This window comes from Curtobacterium phoenicis, assembly GCF_047238015.1.
Lineage (GTDB): Bacteria > Actinomycetota > Actinomycetes > Actinomycetales > Microbacteriaceae > Curtobacterium.
On record NZ_JBDFLZ010000002.1, the window covers coordinates 2,270,822 to 2,292,754 of the forward strand.

Here is a 21,933-nt window from a genome sequence, read left to right on the forward strand (position 1 = left end):
CGGAACCGGAATGTCCGACGGAGGCTTAGGCTTGTCCAAGGAGACGATGGACATCCGAATGAAGACCACGCACAGCATCACGGCGCTCCCCGAGTCGCCGGAGCAAGATCGTGCACACCGGCTCTCCCGGTACGTCTGGCAGATGGCCGTCAGGGTCGTCTGCTTCGTCGCCGCGGTGCTCGTCTGGACGGCGTTCCACACGTGGCTCGTGGTGATCCCGATCATCCTCGCGGGCGTCATCCCCTGGGTCGCGGTCATCCTCGCGAACGCCGGCAACCGCGCCGAGAACGACGTCGTCGCCCCGGCCGGGGCGATCCAGCTCTACGACGCCGACGACGTGCGCATCCGTGAGGAGCAGGAGGCCGCCCGCGCGCAGGCCTACCGCGACGAGCAGGACCGTCTGCGCGACCAGGCGCAGCACGCGCAGGACGAGTGGCAGCGACACGGCGACCACACGAACGTCTGGCCCCCGAAGACCGGCGGACGGCGCTGATGGGGGCGACGTTCGACCTCTTCACGGAGCCCGGCTCCACCCCGGTGTGCTCGCGCGCCGGTTGCAGCGAGACCGCCGAGTGGCGCATCAACTGGCGGAACCCGCGCATCCACGCGACCGACCGGGTGAAGATCTGGGCCGCGTGCGAGGACCACCGCGACTTCCTCGCCGACTACCTCCGTTCGCGGAGCTTCCCGGTCCGGGTCACCGGCATGCACGAGGACGTCGACCGCCTCGACGACCTCCGCGACCCCAACGCCGGGCCGAAGAACGACGTCGGGGTGCGCGCCACCGGCACCGATCGATGACCGACGGTTTCGACCCGAGCTCCCGGTACGGCCGACGGCACGCCGCCAAGCTGCAGCGCGAGGTCGTCCCGACGCCGGACGCATCGCCCGACCACGATCCCGACGAGCCGTTCGTCGGCTGGCGCTTCGTCCGGAGCCGTCGATGGCTCGGCTACTTCGCGATCGCCGTGGCCTTCGCGATCGTCTGCGCCCTGTTCGGCATGTGGCAGTGGGACCGCCGGAACGAGGCCGTCCGCCAGAACGAGCAGATCGCGCAGAACTACGACCACACCCCGGTCCCGCTCGACCGGGCGCTCCCGCGGGCCTCGAGCTGGGACGACGACCAGACCTGGCTCCGGGTCACCGCCACCGGCCGCTACGACACCGACGCGCAGCTCCTGGTCCGGAACCGCGTGCACAACGGCCAGCCCGGCTTCGAAGTCCTCACCCCGCTCGTCACCGCGGACGGCCGCGCGTTCATCGTCGACCGCGGGTGGGTGCCGACGGGCAACCGACAGGACGCGCCAGACCACGTACCGGCACCCCCGAGCGGCGAGGTCACCGTCGTCGTGCGCCTGCAGCAGAGCGAACCGCGGATCCCCGGTCGCTCGGACCCGTCGCACACCGACCAGGTGCAGTCGGTCACGCTCGCGGACGTGCGCGACAAGGTCGGGATGCCGATCTGGACCGGCGCCTACGGGCAGCTCGCCTCCGAGTCACCGGCTCCGTCGGAGGACCCGCCGCTCGGCTGGGACCGCCCGTCGGCCGACACCGGGCTGCACCTCAGCTACTTCATCCAGTGGTTCCTGTTCGCCGCCGGCGGCTTCGGCTTCCTCGGCTACGTGATGGTGCAGGAGTACCGGAACCTCAACCAGGACGACCCCGAGGAGCGGGAGCGCGCCGAGGAGCGCCGTCGGCGCAGGGACGCGAAGCCGAAGTCCGACGCCGAGGTCGAGGACGAACTGCTCGACGTGCGGTCCTGAGACCGCCGCGTCGCTGACGCGACCACCTGACGGACCGGAGCGCGTCCCGCTCAGCGCTGACGCGCCAGCGTCACGCGGGGCGCGCCGACCGAGCCTGCGAGGGAGGAGTGCCAGCCGGCACCGTGCCTCCAGTCCGGTGTCGCGCACCGCGCGCACGCCGGTCAGGCGAGCTCGATGAGCTCCGCGTACTCCTTGTTCCAGTGGTCCTCGGTGCCGTCCGGCAGCAGGAGGACGCGCTCCGGGTTGAGGGCCTCGACCGCGCCCGCGTCGTGCGACACGAGCACGACCGCCCCCTCGTAGCCCGCGAGGGCGCCGAGGATCTCCTCGCGCGAGGCCGGGTCGAGGTTGTTCGTCGGCTCGTCGAGCAGCAGCACGTTCGCACCCGACACGACGATCATCGCGAGCGACAGGCGGGTCTTCTCACCGCCGGACAGGACGCCGGCCTTCTTGTAGCCGTCGTCCCCCGTGAACAGGAACGACCCGAGGACCCGCCGCGCCTCGGTCTCGTTGAGGTCGTTCGACGCCGACACCATGTTCTCGATGACGGTGCGGTTCACGTCGATGTTCTCGTGCTCCTGCGCGTAGTACCCGATGCGCAGACCGTGACCGGGCAGGATTTCGCCCGTGTCCGGTTGGTCGGCGCCCGCGAGGATGCGGAGGAGCGTGGTCTTGCCAGCACCGTTGAAGCCGAGGATGACGACCCGCGAGCCGCGGTCGATCGCGAGGTCCACGCCCGCGAAGATCTCCAACGAGCCGTAGGACTTCGACAGTCCCTCCGCCATGAGCGGCGTCCGCCCGCACGGCGTCGGGGTCGGGAACCGCAGCTTCGCGACGCGGTCGACGGCGCGCTCGTCCTCGAGGCCGGCCAGGAGCTTCTCGGCCCGCGCGACCATCTGGTGCGCTGCGGCAGCCTTCGTCGCCTTCGCACCGAAGCGTGCGGCCTGGTCCTTGAGCGTCGCAGCCTTCTTCTCGGCGTTCGCGCGCTCCTTGCGGCGGCGCTCCTCGTCGGCGGCGCGCTGCCGCTGGTAGAGCTTCCACCCCATGTTGTAGACGTCGATGCACTGCCGGTTGGCGTCGAGGTAGAAGACCCGGTTGACGACCTCGTCCACGAGCTCGACGTCGTGCGAGATCACGATCACGCCGCCGGGGTAGGTCTTGAGGTGCTCGCGCAGCCAGACGATCGAGTCGGCGTCGAGGTGGTTCGTCGGCTCGTCGAGGATCATCGTCTCGGCGTCGGAGAACAGGATGCGCGCGAGCTCGATGCGTCGACGCTGACCGCCCGAGAGCGTCTTGAGCGGCTGGTCGAGGATGCGGTCCGGCAGCTTGAGGTTCGACGCGATGGACGCCGCCTCAGCCTCGGCCGCGTACCCGCCGAGCGCGTTGAACTGGTCGTCGAGGCGGCTGTACCGGCGCATCGCCTTCTCGGCGACGTCGGGGTCGTCGCTCGCCATGTCCAGCGTCGCGAGCCGGATGCCCTCGACGAGCTCACCGAGACCGCGGGCGTCGAGGATGCGCTTGCGGGCGGTGTCCTCGGGGTTTCCGGAGCGGGGGTCCTGCGGCAGGTAGCCGATCTCCCCGCCGCGCTCGATCTTCCCGGCGGTGGGCTGCGTCTCCCCCGCCAGCGCCTTCGTCATCGTGGTCTTGCCGGCACCGTTGCGGCCGACGAGACCGATCTTGTCGCCCTTCTCGACACGGAAGGAGACGTTCTCCATGAGGAGGCGGGCCCCGACGCGGATCTCGAGATCGTGCACGGCAAGCACAGTGGACGTCCAATCAGTTGGTGGTTTTGCACAACGACGTGTGCGGGAGGTGCACCGCTACGCTGACGGGACCGATGGTCCCAGAACGGGACCAGCAGTCCATTCTAGGAGAATCCATGACGAACGCCACCGGGTTCGCTCGCCGCGCAGTGCTCGCCGACCGTCTGCGCACCCACGGCCTGGCCACCGATGCCGCCCTCGTCGCGGGCGGTGCGCTCTTCACCGCCGCCATGGCGCAGGTCGAGGTGCCCATGTGGCCCGTGCCGATCACCGGGCAGACCCTGGCCGTCGTCCTCGTCGGCGCCACGCTCGGCGCTCGGCGCGGCATGCTCTCGCTGCTCGTCTACGCGGTCGCCGGGCTCGCCGGTGCGCCGTTCTTCGCCGGGTTCTCGGGCGGGCTGTCCGCGCTCGCGTCGCCGAGCTTCGGCTACGTCATCGGGTTCGTCCCGGCCGCGGGGCTCGTCGGCTGGTTCGCTCGGCGCAACTGGGACCGCCACGTCGGCCGTGCCACGGTCGCGATGCTGCTCGCGAGCGCGATCCCGTTCGTGGCCGGCCTGCCCTGGCTCGCGGCGTCGCTCGGGCACCTCGGCGCGCCGAACGACCTGCAGAGCGTGCTCGCGGCGGGCCTGTACCCGTTCGTGGTCGGCGGCGTGGCGAAGGCCCTCATCGCGGCGGGCGTCCTGCCCCTGGCGTGGAAGGCCGTCGGCCGGCGCTGAGCGCCGCACACCTCTCGGCAGCGGCCGGGGTTCCAGGATGCCGGAACCTCGGCCGTTGTGCTGTCCGGCGGTCGTGTCGGCGTCCGCGGGTACCGCTCGGCGGGTCGGCGTGACACGCCCGAGCGCGGACGCCGCGGTCGCACGACATGCCGCACGCGATACGGCGAGGTCGCACGAAGTGTCGCCCACGTGCCGCGGAAGCGACGGTTCGTGCGACCTCGGCGGACCCCGGCGGGCGTGTCGCCACGACCAGCGCGCCCACACGACGAACGGGAGGCGCGGTGCCAGCTGGCACCGCGCCTCCCGTCTGTGTCGCGTGGCGGCTAGATCGAGAAGCCGAGCGCGCGCATCATCTCGCGCCCGTCGTCCGTGATCCGCTCCGGACCCCACGGCGGCATCCAGACCCAGTTGATCCGGAACGCGTCGACGATCCCGTCGAGCGCGTTCGCCGTGTCGCCCTCGATGACGTCCGTCAGCGGGCAGCCCGCACTCGTGAGCGTCATGCTGATCACGAGCGCGTTCGCCTCGTCGTCCATCGCGAGGTCGTAGATCAGGCCGAGGTCGACGATGTTGACGCCGAGCTCGGGGTCCTGGACCTCCTTCAGGCCCTCGACGACCTCGTCGAACTTCTCCGGTGAGAGCGCGGTGATCATCAGTTGCCCGCCGCTGCGGCCTGGACGTAGCGGTCGTAGCCCTCGTTCTCGAGGCGCTCGGCCAGCTCGGGGCCACCCTGCTCCGCCACCTTGCCGGCGACGAACACGTGCACGAAGTCCGGCTTGATGTAGCGGAGGATGCGCGTGTAGTGCGTGATGAGCAGCACGCCGAGGCCGGTCGCCGCCTTGGCACGGTTCACACCCTCGGACACGATCTTCAGCGCGTCGACGTCGAGACCGGAGTCGGTCTCGTCGAGGACGGCGAACTTCGGCTTGAGGAGCTCGAGCTGCATGATCTCGTGGCGCTTCTTCTCCCCGCCGGAGAAGCCCTCGTTGACGTTGCGCTCGGCGAACGAGCTGTCCATCTTGAGGTCCGACATCGACTGCCGGAGGTCCTTGACCCAGCCGCGGAGCGCCGGGGCCTCGCCGTCGATGGCGGTCTTCGCGGTGCGGAGGAAGTTCGACACGGTCACACCCGGGATCTCGACCGGGTACTGCATGGCGAGGAACATGCCGGCGCGGGCGCGCTCGTCGACGCTCATCGCGAGGACGTCCTCGCCGTCGAGCGTGATCGAGCCGCCGTCGACGTTGTAGCGCGGGTGCCCGGCGATCGTGTAGGCGAGGGTCGACTTGCCGGAGCCGTTCGGGCCCATGATCGCGTGGATCTCACCCTCGTTGATGGTGAGGTCGACGCCCTTGAGGATCTCCTTGGTGCCCTGATCGGTGTCGATCGAGACCTGGAGGTCGCGGATTTCGAGAGTGGACATTGCGTTCCTTCGGTTGCAGCTGGTGTGCGGCGTCAGCCGCGAATCGATGTGTGGGGGCCGCACGGGCCCGGGGTGGTCGCCGGTCGTCCGGACGACGGGTCGTCGTGGACGGAGCGGGTCAGTCGACCGGGACGGTGTCGTGCACGTCGACGTAGACGTCGCCGTCACGGACCTCGACCCGGAAGACCGGCACCGGCTCGTACGCCGGGAAGTTCTGCGGCTTGCCGGTCGTCAGCGAGAACTTCGACCCGTGCGCCCAGCACTCGAGCGCGTCCCCCTCGACGAAGCCTTCTGCGAGGGAGATGTCGCCGTGCGTGCAGGTGTCCCCGATGGCGTGCACGACGCCCGCGGAGTCCTTCACGATCGCGACCGCTGTGCCGTCGACGACCACCCGCATCGGGCTGTCGACCGCGATGTCGGCCTCGGCGCAGACCTTCTCGGCCATCAGGCGCCCGCCTGCGCTGTCTCGGAGACGACCTCGGGGTCCGCCTCGGCGATGACCGAACGACCCGCCGCCAGTTCCTCCTCGACCGCCGCGATGAGGCGCTCCTCGAGCTCGGGCGCGCCGATCTTCTGGATCACCTCGACGAGGAACCCGAGCACGACGAGGCGACGTGCCTCTTCCTCGGGGATGCCCCTGGCCTGCAGGTAGAACAGCTGCTCGTCGTCGAACCGGCCGGTGGCGCTGGCGTGACCGGCACCCTCGATGTTGCCGGTCTCGATCTCGAGGTTCGGGATGCTGTCCGCACGCGTGCCGTCGGTGAGGACGAGGTTGCGGTTCTGCTCGTAGGAGTCCGTGCCGTCCGCCGGACGGCCGATGAGGACGTCGCCGATCCACACCGTGTGTGCGCCCTCGCCCTGCAGCGCGCCCTTGTAGTTGACCCGACCGCGCGTGTTCGGCGCGTCGTGGTTCACGTAGACCTGCTGCTCGATGTACTGCCCGGCGTCGGCGAAGTACACGCCGTACATCTCGGTGTCGGCGCCCTGCGCACCGAGGTGCGTCGACGGGTTCACCCGGATGACGTCGCCACCGAGCGAGACGACCACGTGCTTGAGGAACGCGTCACGACCGACCTCGGCGAAGTGCGTCGACACGTGCACCGCGTCGTCGTCCCAGTCCTGCAGGCTGACGACCGTGAGGCGGGCGTTGTCACGGACCACGATCTCGATGTTCTCGCTGAGCAGCGCCGAACCGCGGTTGTCGATCACCACGATGCCCTGCGCGTTCGGCTCCGCCGTGATCACGGTGTGGGCCGCGCGGGGCTGCGCACCGAAGTCCGATCGCGTGATCGTGATGAACTCGTGCTGCTCGGTCGGCTTGATCGTGACCGCGAGCACCGCGTCGCGCGCCGTCCAGGCGGCAGCGGAGGCACGGTCCTCGGGCAGACCGGCGGATCCGACCCGCTGGTCGTCACTGCGGACCCACTCGACGTCGGCGCCCTCGGACTGGCGAGCGAGGTACGGGTACGGCGCGCCGTCGAGTCCGCCGTCGAGGAGCGGCTGCAGCTTGGCGAGCGGGGCGAACTTCCAGTTCACCTCACGGCCGGTGACCTTCGGGAACGCGTCGAGGTCGGCGGACCGGAACCGCTCCGACCGGGTCTGGACGGGGACCTTCTTGTCGGCCGCGTCCCACCCGCCGTCGGAGTGCGCACGAGCGCCGTGCTGCTCGGTGCCGCTGGTGCTGGCGGCGCTGGGCTGTTCGGTGGTGCTGGACATCTAGCCGACGGATCCTTCCATGCTCATCTCGATGAGCTTGTTGAGTTCGAGCGCGTACTCCATCGGGAGCTCGCGGGCGATCGGCTCGATGAAGCCGCGGACGATCATCGCCATCGCCTCGTCCTCGGGCAGACCGCGGGACATGAGGTAGAAGAGCTGCTCCTCGCTCACGCGGGAGACCGTGGCCTCGTGGCCGAGCTGGACGTCGTCGACGCGGATGTCGATCGCCGGGTAGGTGTCCGAACGGCTCACGGTGTCCACGAGCAGCGCGTCGCACCGCACGGTGTTGGCCGCGTGGTGCGCGTTCGGGTCGACCCGGACCTCACCGCGGTACCCCGCACGACCGCCCCCACGGGCGATCGACTTCGAGACGATCGACGAGGTGGTGTACGGCGCCATGTGGATCATCTTCGCGCCGGCGTCCTGGTGCTGGCCCGGACCCGCGAAGGCGACCGAGAGGGTCTCGCCCTTGGCGTGCTCACCGGCGAGGTAGATCGACGGGTACTTCATCGTGACCTTCGACCCGATGTTCCCGTCGATCCACTCCATCGTCGCGCCCTCGTGCGCGATCGCGCGCTTGGTGACGAGGTTGTAGACGTTGCTCGACCAGTTCTGGATCGTCGTGTAGCGGACGCGCGCGTTCTTCTTGACGATGATCTCGACGACCGCTGAGTGCAGCGAGTCCGACTTGTAGATCGGTGCCGTGCAGCCCTCGATGTAGTGGACGTAGGAGTCCTCGTCCGCGATGATCAGCGTCCGCTCGAACTGGCCCATGTTCTCGGTGTTGATCCGGAAGTAGGCCTGCAGCGGGATCTCGACGTGGACGCCCTTCGGCACGTAGACGAAGGACCCGCCGGACCACACCGCGGTGTTCAGCGCGGCGAACTTGTTGTCGCCGGCGGGGATCACCGTGCCGAAGTACTCCTCGAAGAACTCCGGGTGCTCGCGGAGCGCCGTGTCGGTGTCCATGAAGATGACGCCCTGCTGCTCCAGGTCCTCGCGGATCTGGTGGTAGACGACCTCGGACTCGTACTGCGCGGCCACGCCGGCGACGAGCCGCTGACGCTCGGCCTCGGGGATGCCGAGACGCTCGTAGGTGTTGCGGATGTCCTCAGGGAGCTCTTCCCAGGTCTGGGCCTGCTTCTCCGTGGACTTCACGAAGTACTTGATGTTGTCGAAGTCGATGTCCGACAGGTCCGCGCCCCAGGAGGGCATCGGCTTCCGGTCGAACAGCGTGAGCGCCTTGAGACGGTTCTTCGTCATCCACTCCGGCTCGGACTTGCGCGCCGAGATGTCGGCGACGACCTCTTCCGAGAGACCACGCCGTGCGGAGGCGCCGGCGGAGTCGGAGTCGGACCAGCCGAACTCGTATTGGCCGAGCCCTTCGAGCTCGGGACGGTCGATGAGCACGTCGGACATGGTCTCCTCGTTTCCTTCTCGCGGCAGCGTCACCAGGACCAACCCGGCACGGCTGGACGCCATTCCACCCCGGGCCACCGACACGGGCGGCCAGGGTGCTGCTACCTCGCAACGTCAATGGTTCCACGCGGTCGCGGGCCGTAGTGACGATCTCGGCCCATTCGGAGCCGGCGCCTGCCTAGACTTGACTGCCGCTGAACCCTCGAATCCTACAGGTTCGGTGCACGGAACAACAGGAAGGCACCACCCTCGTGACTCGCGTCGGATCCCCCGTCGAGCTGGACGTCCGCACCCGGTGGTGGTCCCTCCCCCGCACCGTCGACGCTCGCGTGATCTGGCTGGCGTGGGCGTCGTTCGTCGTCGAGGTCGTCCTCATCGGCACCGGTGGCCTCGTGCGGTTGACGGCGTCGGGGCTCGGCTGCCCGACCTGGCCGAAGTGCACCGCCGACTCGCTCGTGTCGACCCCCGAGATGGGTGTGCACGGCATCATCGAGTTCGGGAACCGCCTGCTCACCTTCGTGCTGGTCGTCGTCGCCGTCGCCACGTTCCTGACCGTCGTCCGCATGCGGCGCACCCGTCCCGAACTGTTCTGGCTCGCGTTCGCGCAGGGTGCCGCGATCCCCGGGCAGGCGCTCCTCGGCGGCATCAGCGTCTGGACCAACCTCAACCCCTTCGTCGTCGGACTGCACTTCGTCGTCTCGGCCGCACTGACCTCGGTCACCGCCGCGCTCGTCTACCGCGCGCTGAACGGGCCCCGCACCGCCGTCCGACTCGTCCCCGCCTGGTACACGAACGTCGTCCGCGGCACCGTCGCGGCCGTCGTGGTCACCGTCCTCGTCGGCATCCTCACGACCGGCAGCGGGCCGCACGCCGGCGCCGACGAGGCCGTCGACGGCGGTCGCCTCCACCGCACCGGCTTCGATCCCGCGGTCATGGAGCACGTCCACGCGGTCCCCGCCTACGTCCTCTTCGCGCTGACGCTCGTGCTCGTCGTCGGGGCGGTCCGCCTGCAGCTCTCGAGCCGCTGGGCGCTGGCACTCCTCGTGGTCGAGTTCGTCCAGATCGCGGTCGGACTCACCCAGGCGCGCACGGGCCTGCCGGTCGGGCTGGTCGGCACGCACATGGTGCTCGCCGGCCTGCTCGTGGCGGCGACGACGGCCGTCGTGCTCTCCACACGGAAGAGCGCCGGTCGCGACGCCGTGCGCGAGCCGCTCAACGCCTGATCGTCACCCCCGGTACGACGAAGCGCGCGTCGATCGACGCGCGCTTCGTCGTACCGGGACCGTCCCGTGGACGTCGCGACCGCACACCGGACGGGAGGCGCGGCACCGGCCCGCCCCGCGCCTCCCGGCCCCGCGACCGGCCCCGCACGCCCGGATCGACAACGCACTGCGTGATCGACGCGTGCGATGTCGAAACGCGCGCGTTTCGTGGACGTCGCGACCACGTGGCGGACGGGAGGCACGACACCGACCCGCCCCACGCCTCCCGGCCGCCGCGACCGAACTCGCGCGCACGCACCACGACAACGCACCGCGTGATCGACGCACGCAACGTCGAAACGCGCGTGCTTCGTGGACGTCGCGACCACGTGGCGGACGGGAGGCACGGTGCCGGCCCGCCTCGCGGCCTCCGGGCCGCCGCCCGGACCGGCCACGCGCGCACGCACCACGACAACGCACCACGTGATCGACGCACGCAACGTCGAAACGCGCGCGTCTCGTGACGAAGGCGGGGACGGGCCCCTAGAAGTGGAAGACCTGCGGCAGGAGCGGGTCGATACCGACCGCGATGAAGAGCAGCGTCAAGTACGTGATCGAGCTGTGGAACACGCGCATCGGGTGCACCTGCTCGACGTGCTGGATCGCCCGCGAGTACAGGCGGTGCGACTCGACGACGAACCAGATGCCACCGGCCAGCGCGACCACCGTGTAGAGCGGCCCCATGTGCGCCACCGGGATGAGCAGCAGCGAGCAGACCAGCGTCGCCCACGCGTACAGGACCACCTGGAGGCCGACGACCGTGCGCCCGCGCACCACCGCGAGCATCGGGACCTCGGCGGCGTCGTAGTCGTCGCGGTACTTCATCGAGAGCGGCCAGTAGTGCGGCGGCGTCCAGAGGAAGATCACCATGAACAGGATGATCGGCGTCCACGTCAGCGACCCGGTGACCCCGGCCCAGCCGATGAGCACGGGCATGCAGCCGGCCGACCCGCCCCACACGATGTTCTGCGGGGTCCGGCGCTTGAGCCAGAGCGTGTACACGCAGACGTAGATCAGGATGGCGACGACGCTGAGCGCAGCGGACAGCCAGTTGACGAGGAGACCGAGGACCGCGGTCGAGAGGACGGCGAGCGTCCACGAGAACACGAGGGCCTCGCGGTCGGTGAGCTCGCCGGTGACGAGCGGACGGGTGCTCGTGCGCTTCATCAGCCGGTCGATGTCGCGGTCGATGTAGCAGTTGAACGCCGAGGCGGCCCCCGCCGACATCGCGCCGCCGAGCATCGTCCAGAACACGAGCCACAGGTCCGGCACACCGCGGGCGGCGAGGAACATCGTCGGCGCCGTGGTGACCAGCAGCAGCTCCATGACCCGGGGCTTCGTCAGCGAGACGTACGCCCGGACCTTGCGCGAGAGCGTCGATCGGGGTCGATCGGTGTCCGGCCGGGTCACGGTGGCAGTGGGCAAGGGAACCTCAGTCTGTTTCGCGTCAGCTCGCACACTCGGTGGACGGCTCCGTCGTCGTCCGGGCGTGCGTCGACCCGGAATGCACACGGGCCGTCGCCAGTTTAGGCCATCGAGGCGCCGCGACGATGCCCCGCCCCGTCATCCGGACCGATCACGACCGGCCAGCGGTCGAGCGGTCACCACCCGATCGTCCCCGCCGCGAACGGGCAGGCGCGTCACCGGACACGCCCGGGCCGTCCGGACGGTCGGCATTGGAGCGCTGCACCCGGTGTCGTCACACGGCGGACAGACCGTGTCACCTGGAACCTCTCTGAGTGCATGGTCACTATGCTGGAGACGCCCTCCCGCAGTGCGTGCCCCGAAGACGTCGGTCACGACGAGCCGGTCGGCCGCCGCCAGACGGCGACCCGAACCCCGGTCCCCGGGATGGCGATCATGTCCGTGCGATGGCACGAGCCCTCGCACATGTCGCATTCAAGAAGGGTCAACATCCAAGTGGCTGAATTCACCTGGGACGCCATCGACAGGAAGGCCGTCGACACGGCCCGCGTACTCGCCGCCGACTCGGTCGAGGCCGCCGGCAACGGTCACCCCGGCACCGCGATGAGCCTCGCGCCGGTCGCCCACCTGCTCTTCCAGAAGGTGATGCGTCGCGACCCCAGCGACTCCACCTGGATCGGCCGCGACCGCTTCATCCTCTCCGCCGGTCACGCCTCGATCCTCCAGTACGTGCAGTTCTACCTGCACGGCTACGGTCTCGAGCTCGAGGACCTCCAGCACCTCCGCAAGTGGGGCTCGAAGACCCCGGGTCACCCGGAGTACGGCCACACCGACGGTGTCGAGATCACCACCGGCCCGCTCGGCCAGGGCCTCGCCTCCGCCGTCGGCTTCGGCTACGCGCAGCGCTTCGAGCGCGGCCTCTTCGACCCGGAGACCGCCGACGGCGAGTCCCCGTTCGACCACTTCACCTACGTGATCGCCGGTGACGGCGACATGCAGGAGGGCGTCACGAACGAGGCCGCGAGCCTCGCGGGCCGCCAGCAGCTCGGCCGCCTGGTCGTGTTCTACGACTCGAACCAGATCTCGATCGAGGACGACACCGACATCGCGTTCTCCGAGGACGTCGCCGCCCGCTACGAGGCGCTGGGTTGGCACGTCCAGCACGTCGACTGGAAGAAGACCGGCGAGTACTCCGAGGACGTCGAGGAGCTGTACCGCGCCGTCGAGGCCGCCAAGGCCGAGACGACCAAGCCGTCGCTCATCGTCCTCAAGACCATCATCGGTTGGCCTTCGCCGACCAAGCAGAACTCCGGCAAGATCCACGGCTCCGCCCTCGGTGGCGAGGAGCTGAAGGGTCTCAAGGAGGTCCTCGGCTTCGACCCCGAGCAGACCTTCCACGTCGACCCCGAGGTGCTCGAGTACACCCGCGGCGCCGTCGCCAATGGCCAGGCGGAGCACGCCGAGTGGCAAAAGACCTTCGACGCGTGGGCCTCGGCCAACCCGGAGAAGAAGGCGATGCTCGACCGCATCAACGCCGGCGAGCTCCCCGAGGGCCTCGAGGAGGCCCTGCCGGTCTTCCCGACCGACAAGGCCGTCTCCACCCGTGCCGCGTCCGGCAAGGTCATCAACGCCATCGCGCCGCTGATGCCCGAGTTCTGGGGCGGTTCGGCCGACCTCGCCGAGTCGAACCTGACCACGATCGAGGGCGCCAAGTCGTTCGGTCCGGCCGAGGCCTCGACCAAGACCTGGAGCACCGACCCGTACGGCCGTGTCCTCCACTTCGGCATCCGCGAGCACGCGATGGGCTCGATCCTGTCGGGCATCGTCCTGCACGGGAACACGCGCCCGTTCGGCGGCACGTTCCTCATCTTCAGCGACTACATGCGCCCGGCCGTCCGCCTCGCCGCGCTCATGAAGGCGCCGGCGATCTACGTCTGGACGCACGACTCGGTCGCCCTCGGCGAGGACGGCCCGACGCACCAGCCGATCGAGCAGCTCACCGCGCTCCGTGCGATCCCGGGTCTCGACGTCGTCCGTCCGGCAGACGCGAACGAGGTCGCGTACGCCTGGCTCGAGATGCTCAAGCACCGCGACCGTCCGGCCGGCATCGCGCTCAGCCGCCAGAACCTCCCCGTGTTCGAGCGCGGCGAGGGCGAGGCCTCCGGCGAGACGCTGGCCTCGGCGAAGAACGTCGGCAAGGGTGCGTACATCCTGGCCGAGGCGCCGAACGGCACCCCGGACGTGATCCTCATCGCCACCGGCTCCGAGGTCCAGATCGCGGTCGAGGCGCGCGAGCAGCTCAAGGGCGAGGGCATCAACGCCCGCGTCGTGAGCGCGCCGTCGCTCGAGTGGTTCTTCGAGCAGTCGGAGAACTACCGCGACCAGGTCCTCCCGAAGGACGTCACCGCCCGCGTCTCGGTCGAGGCCGGGATCGCCATGAGCTGGCGCGACATCGTCGGCGACAAGGGCCGCAGCGTCTCGATCGAGCACTTCGGTGCCTCGGCCGACTACCAGACGCTCTTCAAGGAGTTCGGCTTCACGACGGAGCACGTCGTCGCCGCCGCGAAGGAATCGATCGCGGCTTCCTGACCCACCAGGGCCGGGTCCGGTCACCCGGATCCGGCCCTTCTGCCGGGAGGCGCGGTTCGGCCCCGCCGCGCGCCTCCCGGTCCCCCAGACCCCGGCCAGACGGCCGATGAAGGAAGAAGAGAAACACATGGCTGAGACCACCCCCACCGCCGCCCTCTCCGAGGTCGGCGTCAGCATCTGGCTCGACGACCTCTCGCGCGAGCTCCTCGAGACGGGCAAGCTCGAGCAGCTCATCGCCGAGAAGAACGTCGTCGGTGTCACCACGAACCCGACGATCTTCGCGTCGGCCCTCGCCAAGGGCGAGCGCTACGACGCGCAGGTCAAGGAGCTCGCCGCCGCGGGCACCGACGTCACCGACGCGATCTTCGAGATCACCACGCAGGACGTCGCGAACGCGTCCGACGTGTTCAAGCCGATCTACGACGAGACCAAGGGCTTCGACGGCCGTGTCTCGATCGAGGTCGAGCCGGGCCTCGCCCACGAGACCCAGAAGACCATCGAGCAGGCGAAGTTCCTGTTCGACAAGGTCGGTCGCGAGAACGTCCTCATCAAGATCCCGGCGACCGTCGAGGGCCTCGAGGCCATCACCGAGGTCATCGGTGCGGGCATCTCGGTCAACGTCACCCTGATCTTCTCGCTCGAGCGCTACCGTGCCGTCATCGACGCCTACCTGGGCGGTCTCGAGAAGGCCAAGGCCGCCGGCCACGACCTCTCGAAGATCCACTCGGTCGCCTCGTTCTTCGTGTCGCGCGTCGACACCGAGATCGACAAGCGCCTCGACGCGGTCGGCACGGACGAGGCCAAGGCCCTCAAGTCGAAGGCCGGCATCGCCAACGCGCAGCTCGCCTACCAGGTGTGGACCGAGGCGTTCGCGACCGAGCGCGCACTGGGTCTCCTCGAGGCCGGCGCGAACACGCAGCGTCCGCTGTGGGCCTCGACCGGTGTCAAGGACCCGTCGCTGCCCGACACGCTCTACGTGACCGAGCTCGCCGCCCCGAACACCGTCAACACCATGCCTGGCAAGACGCTCGACGCGACGTTCGACCACGGTGAGATCCACGGCGACGCCATCGCCGGGTCGTACGACGCCGCGCAGGAGGTCCTCGACCAGATCGCCGCGCAGGGCATCAGCTACGACGAGGTCGTCGCGCTGCTCGAGAAGGAGGGCGTGGACAAGTTCAACGTCTCCTGGGGCGAGCTCGTCGACACCGTGAAGACCGCGCTGGAGAACAGCAAGTAAGCACGACCGGAGCCTGCGTCCCGAGGACGGGACCCTCGTCCTCGGGACGCAGGCACCCTCGGTCAGGACCCGTCCAGCGGAAGCGCGTCGCGCCTCCCGGCCGGACCTGACCACCACGACGGCGGAGTCGCGGCTGCCCCCGCAGCGCAGCGCTCCGCCGTCTCCGTTCGACCCACAAGGAGTCCACACACATGTCACCGGTGGCGATCACCCCGGAGCACAACCCGCTCCGGTTGCCGACCGACCGACGTCTGAACCGGATCGCGGGCCCCAGCACCCTCATCATCTTCGGCGTGACGGGCGACCTGTCCCGCAAGAAGCTGATGCCCGCGGTCTACGACCTCGCGAACCGGGGGCTGCTGCCGCCCGGTTTCGCGCTCGTCGGGTTCGCCCGGCGCGACTGGGAGGACCAGGACTTCTCCCAGCTCGTGCACGACGCGGTCCGGGACCACTCCCGCACCCCCTTCGACGAGGCCGTCTGGAAGCAGCTCGAACAGGGCATCCGCTTCGTGCAGGGCTCGTTCGACGACCCCGAGGCCTTCCTCGAGCTCAAGCGAACCGTCGACGAGCTCGACGCCCAGCGCGGCACGCTGGGCAACCACGCCTTCTACCTCTCGATCCCGCCGAAGATGTTCCCGGTCGTGACCGAGCAGCTCAAGGTCTCCGGTCTCACCGAGAAGCGCGACGGCTCCTGGAGCCGTGTCGTCGTCGAGAAGCCGTTCGGTTCGGACCTCCGTACCGCACGCGAGCTCAACGCGATCGTGGAGAGCGTCTTCGCTCCGGACGACGTGTTCCGCATCGACCACTACCTCGGCAAGGAGACCGTCCAGAACCTGCTGACGCTCCGGTTCGCGAACCAGATGTACGAACCCATCTGGAACTCGAACTACGTCGACCACGTGCAGATCACGATGGCCGAGGACATCGGCGTCGCCGGACGTGCGGCGTACTACGACGGCATAGGTGCGGCGCGGGACGTCATCCAGAACCACCTGCTGCAGCTCCTCGCGCTCACCGCGATGGAGGAGCCCGTCTCGTTCAAGGCGTCGGACCTCCGCGCCGAGAAGGAGAAGGTGCTCTCCGCGGTCCGGCTGCCGGAGGACCTTGCCACGGCGACGGCCCGCGGGCAGTACGCCGGCGGGTGGCAGGGCGGTGAGAAGGTCCTCGGGTTCCTCGAGGAAGCGGGGATGGACCCGGAGTCCACGACGGAGACGTACGCCGCCATCAAGCTCGACATCGCGACCCGTCGCTGGCAGGGCGTGCCGTTCTACCTGCGCGCCGGCAAGCGGCTCGGCCGCCGTGTCACCGAGATCGCGATCGTGTTCAAGCGCGTGCCGGAGGAGATCTTCGGGATCGCGAACGGCCCGCTCGGCCAGAACGCGCTCGTCATCCGCGTGCAGCCGGACGAGGGCGTCACGCTCCGGTTCGGCTCGAAGGTCCCCGGCGTCGGCACGCAGGTGCGCGACGTCACGATGGACTTCGGCTACGGCCACGCGTTCACCGAGGCCTCGCCCGAGGCGTACGAGCGACTCATCCTCGACGTGCTCCTCGGCGACCCGCCCCTGTTCCCCCGTCACCAAGAGGTGGAACTGTCGTGGAAGATCCTCGACCCGATCGAGGAGTTCTGGGCCACGCAGGGCCAGCCCGAGCAGTACCGTCCCGGCACGTGGGGTCCGGCATCCGCCGACGCCCTCCTCGCCCGTGACGGCCGGACCTGGAGGCGTCCATGAAGATCGACCTGCCGAACACCACGGTCTCGAAGATCCAGAAGAAGCTCGTCCACATCCGCGAGGAAGGGGGCGCCGTCGCACTCGGCCGCGTCCTCACGCTGATCATCTCGACCGCCCTCGGGCACGAGGAAGAGGCGATCAACGCGGCGAACGAGGCGTCCCGCGAGCACCCGATGCGCGTCATCATCGTCTCGAAGAACGAGGGCGACACGAAGTCCCCCGGTCGCCTCGACGCGCAGATCCGCGTCGGCAGCGACGCGGGCGCGAGCGAGGTCATCGTCCTCCGTGCCTACGGCGAGACCGCGACCGACGAGGAGAGCCTGGTCACGGGCCTCCTGCTGCCGGACGCGCCCGTCGTCGCGTGGTGGCCCGACGCCGCCCCGGCGCAGCCGTCCGAGTCCGCGCTGGGGCGCATCGCGCAGCGCCGCATCACGGACGCCGCGGCGCAGAAGGACCCGAACGAGGCCATCGCGGCACTCGGCGCGTCCTACGTGCCGGGTGACACCGACTTCGCGTGGACGCGTCTGACCCTGTGGCGCAACCAGCTCGCTGCGGCGCTCGACCAGCCGCCGTACGAGCCGGTCACCGCCGTCGAGGTCTCCGGCGCGTTCGACAGCCCGTCGACGATCCTCCTCGCGGCGTGGCTGCAGCTGCGGCTCGAGGTGCCCGTGTCGGTCGTCACGTCCCCGCGTGCGACCGGATCGAGCGGCATCCACGGCGTGAAGCTCGTCCGTGAGAGCGGGGCGATCGAGCTCGAGCGTTCCCTGGTCGACGTGGCGACGCTGTCCATGCCCGGGCAGCCGACGCACGACCTCTCGCTGCCGCGCCGCAACCTGCGCGACTGCCTGGCCGAGGAACTCCGTAGACTCGACCCGGACGTCCTCTTCGGAGACGTCGTCAAGCACGGGGTGCCCCAACTGCGCGAGTCGATCGCCGGCTGAGCCCCCATTCGACCGGTCCGTCCGCACCCGCGGGCGGGCCGGTCGGACCGAAGGTGGTCCGCACGCCGGGCCGCCGACCTCGAACACGGGAGTCACGTGACCAACGAACGACGGGTGCTCGTACACCCCGACAAGCAGGCCCTCGGCGCGTCGGTCGCCGCACGCTTCATCACCAAGATCATCGACGTGCTCGACGAGCAGGAGCGCGCGGACATCGCCATCAGCGGCGGATCCGTGTCGACGCTCGTGCTCGCGGCGATCGGCCAGTCGCCGGCGCGCGAGAGCGTCGACTGGTCGAAGGTGCACGTGTGGTGGGTCGACGAGCGCTGGGTGCCCGCGGGCGACGCGGACCGCAACGACACCGGGACGCAGGCCGACTTCTTCGACCACGTCGACATCCCCGGCTCGAACATCCACCGGATGCCCACCTCGGACGCCGGGCTCTCGATCGAGGACGCCGCGCAGCAGTACGAGCGCGAGCTCCAGGACGCCGCTCCCGAGGGTGCCGTCGCACCCCGGTTCGACATCTCGCTCCTCGGTGTCGGGCCCGACGGACACACCGCGTCGCTGTTCCCCGAGTTCCCGCAGCTCGCGGTCACCGACCGCGCCGTGCTCCCCGTCGACGACTCCCCCAAGCCGCCGCCGCAGCGCCTCACGCTGACCTACCCGGTCATCAACGCGTCGCAGCGGGTGTGGGTGATCCTGTCCGGCGCCGAGAAGGCGTCGGTGCTGGGACTCGCCCTGGCCGGAGCAGCGGTGGACGAGGTCCCCGTCGGTGGCGTGCAGGGTCGCAAGCGCACCGTGTTCTTCGTGGACCAGGACGCCGCGCGCGACGTGCCCGAGAACCTGATCGCGTCGACGTACTAGTCGCGACCCCCTGACGGACGGGAGGCGCGGTGCCGACTGGCACCGCGCCTCCCGTCCGTTCATGCGGTTGCGTCGAGCGCTGCGCGCGCTCCGCTGGGTGCCTGCTGCATCCTTCGAGGCCTGCTGCATCCTTCGAGGTTCCAGAATTCGCGCATCTCGGCGCTGTGAGCGCCCGTGCGTGGAACCTCGGTGCCGATCAGGCGGCGAGTTGCGGAACCTCAGCGGGAACGGCAGGACCGCGCTCACGACCGCACACGCGAAGGCCCCCGTACCGGATCGGTACGGGGGCCTTCGGACGTGCGTTGCGCCTACTTGGATGCGGTGCCGCGACGCTCGCGGAGCTGCTGGAGCGCATCCTCGAGGAGCTGCGCTGCCTCTTCCTCGGTGCGGCGCTCCTTCACGTAGGCGAGGTGCGTCTTGTACGGCTCGGTCTTCGCGACCTGCGGCGGGTTCTCCTTGTCGCGACCGGCCGGGAGGCCCGTGGACGGTGAGTCGACCGTCTCCGGGATCTCGTCGTCGGGCAGCCCTGCGGCGAAGTACCGCACGACCTCGTTGCCCAGTGCGTCCCAGTACGAGATCGCGACGCGCTCGGCCTGGACCCCGCGGTCCTGCTCGCCCATCGGACCTGCGCCCACGCGCGATCCGCGGATGGCGCTGCCTCCAGATGCCATGTGTCAGCTCCCCGTCGTGAACTTGTTGATGAGACCGAGCACGATGATCGAGACGATCCAGACCAGACCGAGGATCACCGTGATGCGGTTGAGGTTGCGCTCGGCGACGCCGGACGCCCCGAGGTTGCTCGTCACGCCGCCGCCGAACATGTCGGAGAGGCCGCCACCGCGACCCTTGTGCAGCAGGATGAGGAGCGTGAGCAGGAGGCTCGTGATCGCGAGCAGGACCTGCAGCACGACGGAGAGAATCGCCACGACGTACCTTTCGTGTCAGTCAGCCGTACGAGTATACCGAGGACGCGTCGCCCCCGGGCACGACGGGCCGGGCGTGGGACAGGCCGGCCGCCTGGGCGGCCGGCCTGTCCGGGTGGGTCAGAGTCCGACGTGCTGGCGGAAGCGCGCGATCGCAGCGAACTCCTGCACGTCGAGCGAGGCGCCGCCGACGAGTGCACCGTCGACGTCGGGCTCCCGGAGGAACCCGGCGATGTTGCCCGACTTCACCGAGCCGCCGTAGAGGACGCGGGTCGCCGCAGCGACCTCGTCCCCCCAGGCTGCGGCGATGCCTCGACGGATCGCCGCGCACTCCTCCTGCGCCTGGTCAGCGGTGGCGGCCTGGCCGGAGCCGATCGCCCACACCGGCTCGTACGCGACCACGATCTCCGCGGGCTGCACGGCGTCGAGGACGACCTGGAGCTGCTCGACCGCGACGACACCGGCGCCGCGCTCCTCGCGCTGCGCACCGGTCTCGCCGACGCAGACGACCGGCACGAGCCCGTGCTTGATCGCCGCGGCGGTCTTCGCCGCGACGATCTCGTCGGTCTCACCGTGCATCGTGCGACGCTCCGAGTGTCCGACGATGACGTACTGCGCGTCGAGCGCCGCGAGGAACGCCCCGGAGACGTCACCGGTGTAGGCACCGGAGTCGTACTGCGAGAGGTCCTGCGCACCGAAGCGGATCGGCAGCTTGTCCGCCGAGATGAGCGTCTGCACGCTGCGGAGGTCGGTGAAGGGCGGGAACACCGCGACCTCGACGTCGTCGTGGTCGTGGCGTGCGTCCTTCAACGTCCAGGCGAGCTTCTGCACCGTGGCGATGGCCTGGAGGTGGTCCAGGTTCATCTTCCAGTTGCCGGCGATCAACGGTGTGCGGTTCATGCTGTACCTTCCGCCGAGTTGCCCGCGATCAACGGAGTGCGGCTCATCGGGACCACCCCAGCGCTTCGAGACCGGGCAGCGACTTGCCCTCGAGGAACTCGAGGCTCGCGCCACCGCCGGTCGAGATGTGTCCGAACTGGTCGTCCGAGAACCCGAGCGACCGGACGGCCGCGGCGGAGTCACCACCACCGACGACCCCGAGGCCGTCGACCTCGGTGAGCGCCTGCGCGACGGTCTTCGTACCGGCTGCGAACGCGGGGAACTCGAACACGCCCATCGGGCCGTTCCAGAACACCGTCTTCGAGCCCGAGACCGCCGCAGCGAACCGCGCAGCCGTCTCCGGTCCGATGTCGAGGCCGATGCCGTCGGCGCCGAAGGACGACGACTCGATCGCGTCGGCCGCGACGGTCTCGTGGTCGGCGTCGGCCGCGAAGCCGGAGGCCACCACGACGTCGGTCGGCAGGTCGATCGTCACGCCGAGCTCCTGCGCCCGCGAGAGGTACCCGCGGACGGTGTCGAGCTGGTCGGCCTCGAGCAGCGACTTCGCGACCCCGTGGCCCTGGGCCGCGAGGAACGTGAAGAGCATGCCGCCGCCGATGCAGAGCGTGTCGACCTGCGGCAGGAGGTGGTCGATGACCCCGAGCTTGTCGCTCACCTTCGAACCGCCGAGCACGACCGAGTACGGCCGCTCCGGGTTCGACGTGAGCCGCTCGAGGACCGTCAGCTCGGTCTCGATGAGCGAACCCGCGGCCGACGGCAGCGCCGAGGCCAGTTCGTACACCGAGGCCTGCTTGCGGTGCACGACACCGAAGCCGTCCGACACGAAGGCGTCGCCCAACGCGGCGATCCGCTCGGCGAAGCCCTTGCGCTCGTCGGCGTCCTTCGAGGTCTCCTCCGGGTTGAAGCGGAGGTTCTCGAGCAGCAGGACGTCGCCGTCACGGAGCTCCGCGGCGGCAGCCGTCGCCTCGTCACCGACGGTCTCGCCGACGAACGTGACCTCCTTCCCCAGGAGCTCGGAGAGCCGCTGCGCCACGGGGGCGAGCGAGTACTCCGGAACCGGCGACCCGTCGGGCCGACCGAGGTGCGAGATCACGATGACGCGAGCGCCGGCGTTGACGAGCGTGTTCAACGTGTCGAGCGACGCACGCACGCGGCCGTCGTCGGTGATCCTGCCGTCCTTGAGCGGGACGTTCAGGTCACACCGGACGACGACACGCTTGCCGGCGAGGTCGCCGAGGTCGCCGAGAGTTCGGAGCGCCATG

The 21,933-nt window shown here is 69.7% G+C and carries 21 protein-coding genes; 10 read left to right on the top strand and 11 right to left on the bottom strand.

Annotation, left to right across the window (positions count from 1 at the left end; all coding sequences use genetic code 11):
- Positions 1-31 precede the first annotated feature (31 nt).
- From ABC270_RS11000 to ABC270_RS11010, 3 genes are read left to right on the top strand one after another with little or no spacing between them, the layout of a single operon-like run.
- Positions 32-493, top strand: coding sequence for a DUF3099 domain-containing protein (locus tag ABC270_RS11000; RefSeq protein ID WP_412880835.1), 462 nt, complete (start codon positions 32-34; stop codon positions 491-493).
- Positions 493-801: a hypothetical protein gene (locus ABC270_RS11005; RefSeq protein WP_412880836.1), complete on the top strand. Its 309-nt coding sequence runs from the start codon at positions 493-495 to the stop codon at positions 799-801. Before ABC270_RS11000 ends, ABC270_RS11005 begins: the two co-directional genes overlap by 1 nt.
- Positions 798-1,763 carry an SURF1 family cytochrome oxidase biogenesis protein gene (locus ABC270_RS11010; protein ID WP_412880837.1) on the top strand — a complete coding sequence of 322 codons (966 nt, stop codon included), beginning with the start codon at positions 798-800 and terminating at the stop codon, positions 1,761-1,763. Before ABC270_RS11005 ends, ABC270_RS11010 begins: the two co-directional genes overlap by 4 nt.
- A gap of 161 nt (positions 1,764-1,924) precedes the next feature.
- On the opposite strand, the gene ABC270_RS11015 is transcribed toward ABC270_RS11010, so the two are convergent.
- On the bottom strand, positions 1,925-3,523 hold the full coding sequence (locus tag ABC270_RS11015) for an ABC-F family ATP-binding cassette domain-containing protein (RefSeq protein ID WP_412880838.1): 1,599 nt from the start codon (positions 3,521-3,523) through the stop codon (positions 1,925-1,927).
- A 116-nt stretch (positions 3,524-3,639) separates the two neighbouring features.
- On the opposite strand from ABC270_RS11015, the gene ABC270_RS11020 reads away from it, so the two are divergent.
- Positions 3,640-4,239, top strand: coding sequence for a biotin transporter BioY (locus ABC270_RS11020; protein WP_412880839.1), 600 nt, complete (start codon positions 3,640-3,642; stop codon positions 4,237-4,239).
- Positions 4,240-4,562: 323 nt separating this feature from the next.
- Here the strand turns inward: ABC270_RS11020 and ABC270_RS11025 are convergent, their stop codons facing one another.
- The 5 genes from ABC270_RS11025 to sufB all read right to left on the bottom strand — a co-directional run bounded on the left by ABC270_RS11025 (position 4,563) and on the right by sufB (position 8,794).
- A complete protein-coding gene (locus tag ABC270_RS11025) occupies positions 4,563-4,892 on the bottom strand; it encodes a metal-sulfur cluster assembly factor (RefSeq protein WP_022902786.1) in 330 nt (109 codons plus the stop codon).
- Positions 4,892-5,659, bottom strand: coding sequence for a Fe-S cluster assembly ATPase SufC (sufC, locus tag ABC270_RS11030; RefSeq protein WP_096900301.1), 768 nt, complete (start codon positions 5,657-5,659; stop codon positions 4,892-4,894). Before sufC ends, ABC270_RS11025 begins: the two co-directional genes overlap by 1 nt.
- 118 nt (positions 5,660-5,777) lie before the next feature.
- Positions 5,778-6,104 carry a non-heme iron oxygenase ferredoxin subunit gene (locus ABC270_RS11035; protein WP_412880840.1) on the bottom strand — a complete coding sequence of 109 codons (327 nt, stop codon included), beginning with the start codon at positions 6,102-6,104 and terminating at the stop codon, positions 5,778-5,780.
- Positions 6,104-7,375: a Fe-S cluster assembly protein SufD gene (gene sufD / locus ABC270_RS11040; protein ID WP_412880841.1), complete on the bottom strand. Its 1,272-nt coding sequence runs from the start codon at positions 7,373-7,375 to the stop codon at positions 6,104-6,106. Before sufD ends, ABC270_RS11035 begins: the two co-directional genes overlap by 1 nt.
- A complete protein-coding gene (sufB, locus tag ABC270_RS11045; protein WP_058725278.1) occupies positions 7,376-8,794 on the bottom strand; it encodes a Fe-S cluster assembly protein SufB in 1,419 nt (472 codons plus the stop codon).
- A gap of 251 nt (positions 8,795-9,045) precedes the next feature.
- On the opposite strand from sufB, the gene ABC270_RS11050 reads away from it, so the two are divergent.
- Complete coding sequence (locus ABC270_RS11050; protein WP_412880842.1) at positions 9,046-10,017, top strand: COX15/CtaA family protein; 972 nt, start codon at positions 9,046-9,048, stop codon at positions 10,015-10,017.
- A gap of 522 nt (positions 10,018-10,539) precedes the next feature.
- On the opposite strand, the gene ABC270_RS11055 is transcribed toward ABC270_RS11050, so the two are convergent.
- Positions 10,540-11,466: a heme o synthase gene (locus tag ABC270_RS11055; RefSeq protein ID WP_412882076.1), complete on the bottom strand. Its 927-nt coding sequence runs from the start codon at positions 11,464-11,466 to the stop codon at positions 10,540-10,542.
- Positions 11,467-11,976: 510 nt separating this feature from the next.
- Between ABC270_RS11055 and tkt the strand changes: the two genes are divergently transcribed.
- From tkt to pgl, 5 genes are all read left to right on the top strand, one after another.
- Positions 11,977-14,070: a transketolase gene (tkt, locus tag ABC270_RS11060; protein WP_412880843.1), complete on the top strand. Its 2,094-nt coding sequence runs from the start codon at positions 11,977-11,979 to the stop codon at positions 14,068-14,070.
- A 127-nt stretch (positions 14,071-14,197) separates the two neighbouring features.
- Positions 14,198-15,310 (top strand): transaldolase, encoded by a 1,113-nt coding sequence (tal, locus tag ABC270_RS11065; RefSeq protein ID WP_412880844.1) that lies wholly within the window; start codon positions 14,198-14,200, stop codon positions 15,308-15,310.
- Positions 15,311-15,501: 191 nt separating this feature from the next.
- On the top strand, positions 15,502-17,040 hold the full coding sequence (gene zwf / locus ABC270_RS11070) for a glucose-6-phosphate dehydrogenase (protein WP_412880845.1): 1,539 nt from the start codon (positions 15,502-15,504) through the stop codon (positions 17,038-17,040).
- Positions 17,037-17,981 carry a glucose-6-phosphate dehydrogenase assembly protein OpcA gene (locus ABC270_RS11075; RefSeq protein WP_412880846.1) on the top strand — a complete coding sequence of 315 codons (945 nt, stop codon included), beginning with the start codon at positions 17,037-17,039 and terminating at the stop codon, positions 17,979-17,981. Before zwf ends, ABC270_RS11075 begins: the two co-directional genes overlap by 4 nt.
- A 96-nt stretch (positions 17,982-18,077) precedes the next feature.
- Complete coding sequence (pgl, locus tag ABC270_RS11080) at positions 18,078-18,848, top strand: 6-phosphogluconolactonase (RefSeq protein ID WP_412880847.1); 771 nt, start codon at positions 18,078-18,080, stop codon at positions 18,846-18,848.
- Between the two features lie 308 nt (positions 18,849-19,156).
- Here pgl and ABC270_RS11085 read toward each other — a convergent pair whose 3' ends face one another.
- The 4 genes from ABC270_RS11085 to ABC270_RS11100 all read right to left on the bottom strand — a co-directional run bounded on the left by ABC270_RS11085 (position 19,157) and on the right by ABC270_RS11100 (position 21,932).
- Entirely contained in the window at positions 19,157-19,519 is a 363-nt protein-coding gene (locus ABC270_RS11085; RefSeq protein ID WP_412880848.1) for an RNA polymerase-binding protein RbpA, read from the bottom strand.
- A 3-nt stretch (positions 19,520-19,522) separates the two neighbouring features.
- Entirely contained in the window at positions 19,523-19,774 is a 252-nt protein-coding gene (secG, locus tag ABC270_RS11090; protein ID WP_412880849.1) for a preprotein translocase subunit SecG, read from the bottom strand.
- Positions 19,775-19,891: 117 nt separating this feature from the next.
- On the bottom strand, positions 19,892-20,671 hold the full coding sequence (tpiA, locus tag ABC270_RS11095) for a triose-phosphate isomerase (RefSeq protein WP_412880850.1): 780 nt from the start codon (positions 20,669-20,671) through the stop codon (positions 19,892-19,894).
- 43 nt (positions 20,672-20,714) lie between these two features.
- Positions 20,715-21,932, bottom strand: a complete 1,218-nt coding sequence (locus ABC270_RS11100; RefSeq protein WP_412880851.1) for a phosphoglycerate kinase — start codon at positions 21,930-21,932, stop codon at positions 20,715-20,717.
- Position 21,933 lies beyond the last annotated feature (1 nt).

Coding starts and splice junctions, on each gene's coding strand:
- ABC270_RS11025 (WP_022902786.1), bottom strand. CDS start 4,892: ATGATCACCGCGCTCTCACCGGAGAAGTTCGACGAGGTCGTCGAGGGC.
- zwf (WP_412880845.1), top strand. CDS start 15,502: ATGTCACCGGTGGCGATCACCCCGGAGCACAACCCGCTCCGGTTGCCG.
- ABC270_RS11005 (WP_412880836.1), top strand. CDS start 493: ATGGGGGCGACGTTCGACCTCTTCACGGAGCCCGGCTCCACCCCGGTG.
- ABC270_RS11085 (WP_412880848.1), bottom strand. CDS start 19,519: ATGGCATCTGGAGGCAGCGCCATCCGCGGATCGCGCGTGGGCGCAGGT.
- ABC270_RS11020 (WP_412880839.1), top strand. CDS start 3,640: ATGACGAACGCCACCGGGTTCGCTCGCCGCGCAGTGCTCGCCGACCGT.
- ABC270_RS11010 (WP_412880837.1), top strand. CDS start 798: ATGACCGACGGTTTCGACCCGAGCTCCCGGTACGGCCGACGGCACGCC.
- ABC270_RS11035 (WP_412880840.1), bottom strand. CDS start 6,104: ATGGCCGAGAAGGTCTGCGCCGAGGCCGACATCGCGGTCGACAGCCCG.
- ABC270_RS11100 (WP_412880851.1), bottom strand. CDS start 21,932: ATGGCGCTCCGAACTCTCGGCGACCTCGGCGACCTCGCCGGCAAGCGT.
- sufD (WP_412880841.1), bottom strand. CDS start 7,375: ATGTCCAGCACCACCGAACAGCCCAGCGCCGCCAGCACCAGCGGCACC.
- ABC270_RS11075 (WP_412880846.1), top strand. CDS start 17,037: ATGAAGATCGACCTGCCGAACACCACGGTCTCGAAGATCCAGAAGAAG.
- tal (WP_412880844.1), top strand. CDS start 14,198: ATGGCTGAGACCACCCCCACCGCCGCCCTCTCCGAGGTCGGCGTCAGC.
- tpiA (WP_412880850.1), bottom strand. CDS start 20,671: ATGAACCGCACACCGTTGATCGCCGGCAACTGGAAGATGAACCTGGAC.
- sufB (WP_058725278.1), bottom strand. CDS start 8,794: ATGTCCGACGTGCTCATCGACCGTCCCGAGCTCGAAGGGCTCGGCCAA.
- sufC (WP_096900301.1), bottom strand. CDS start 5,659: ATGTCCACTCTCGAAATCCGCGACCTCCAGGTCTCGATCGACACCGAT.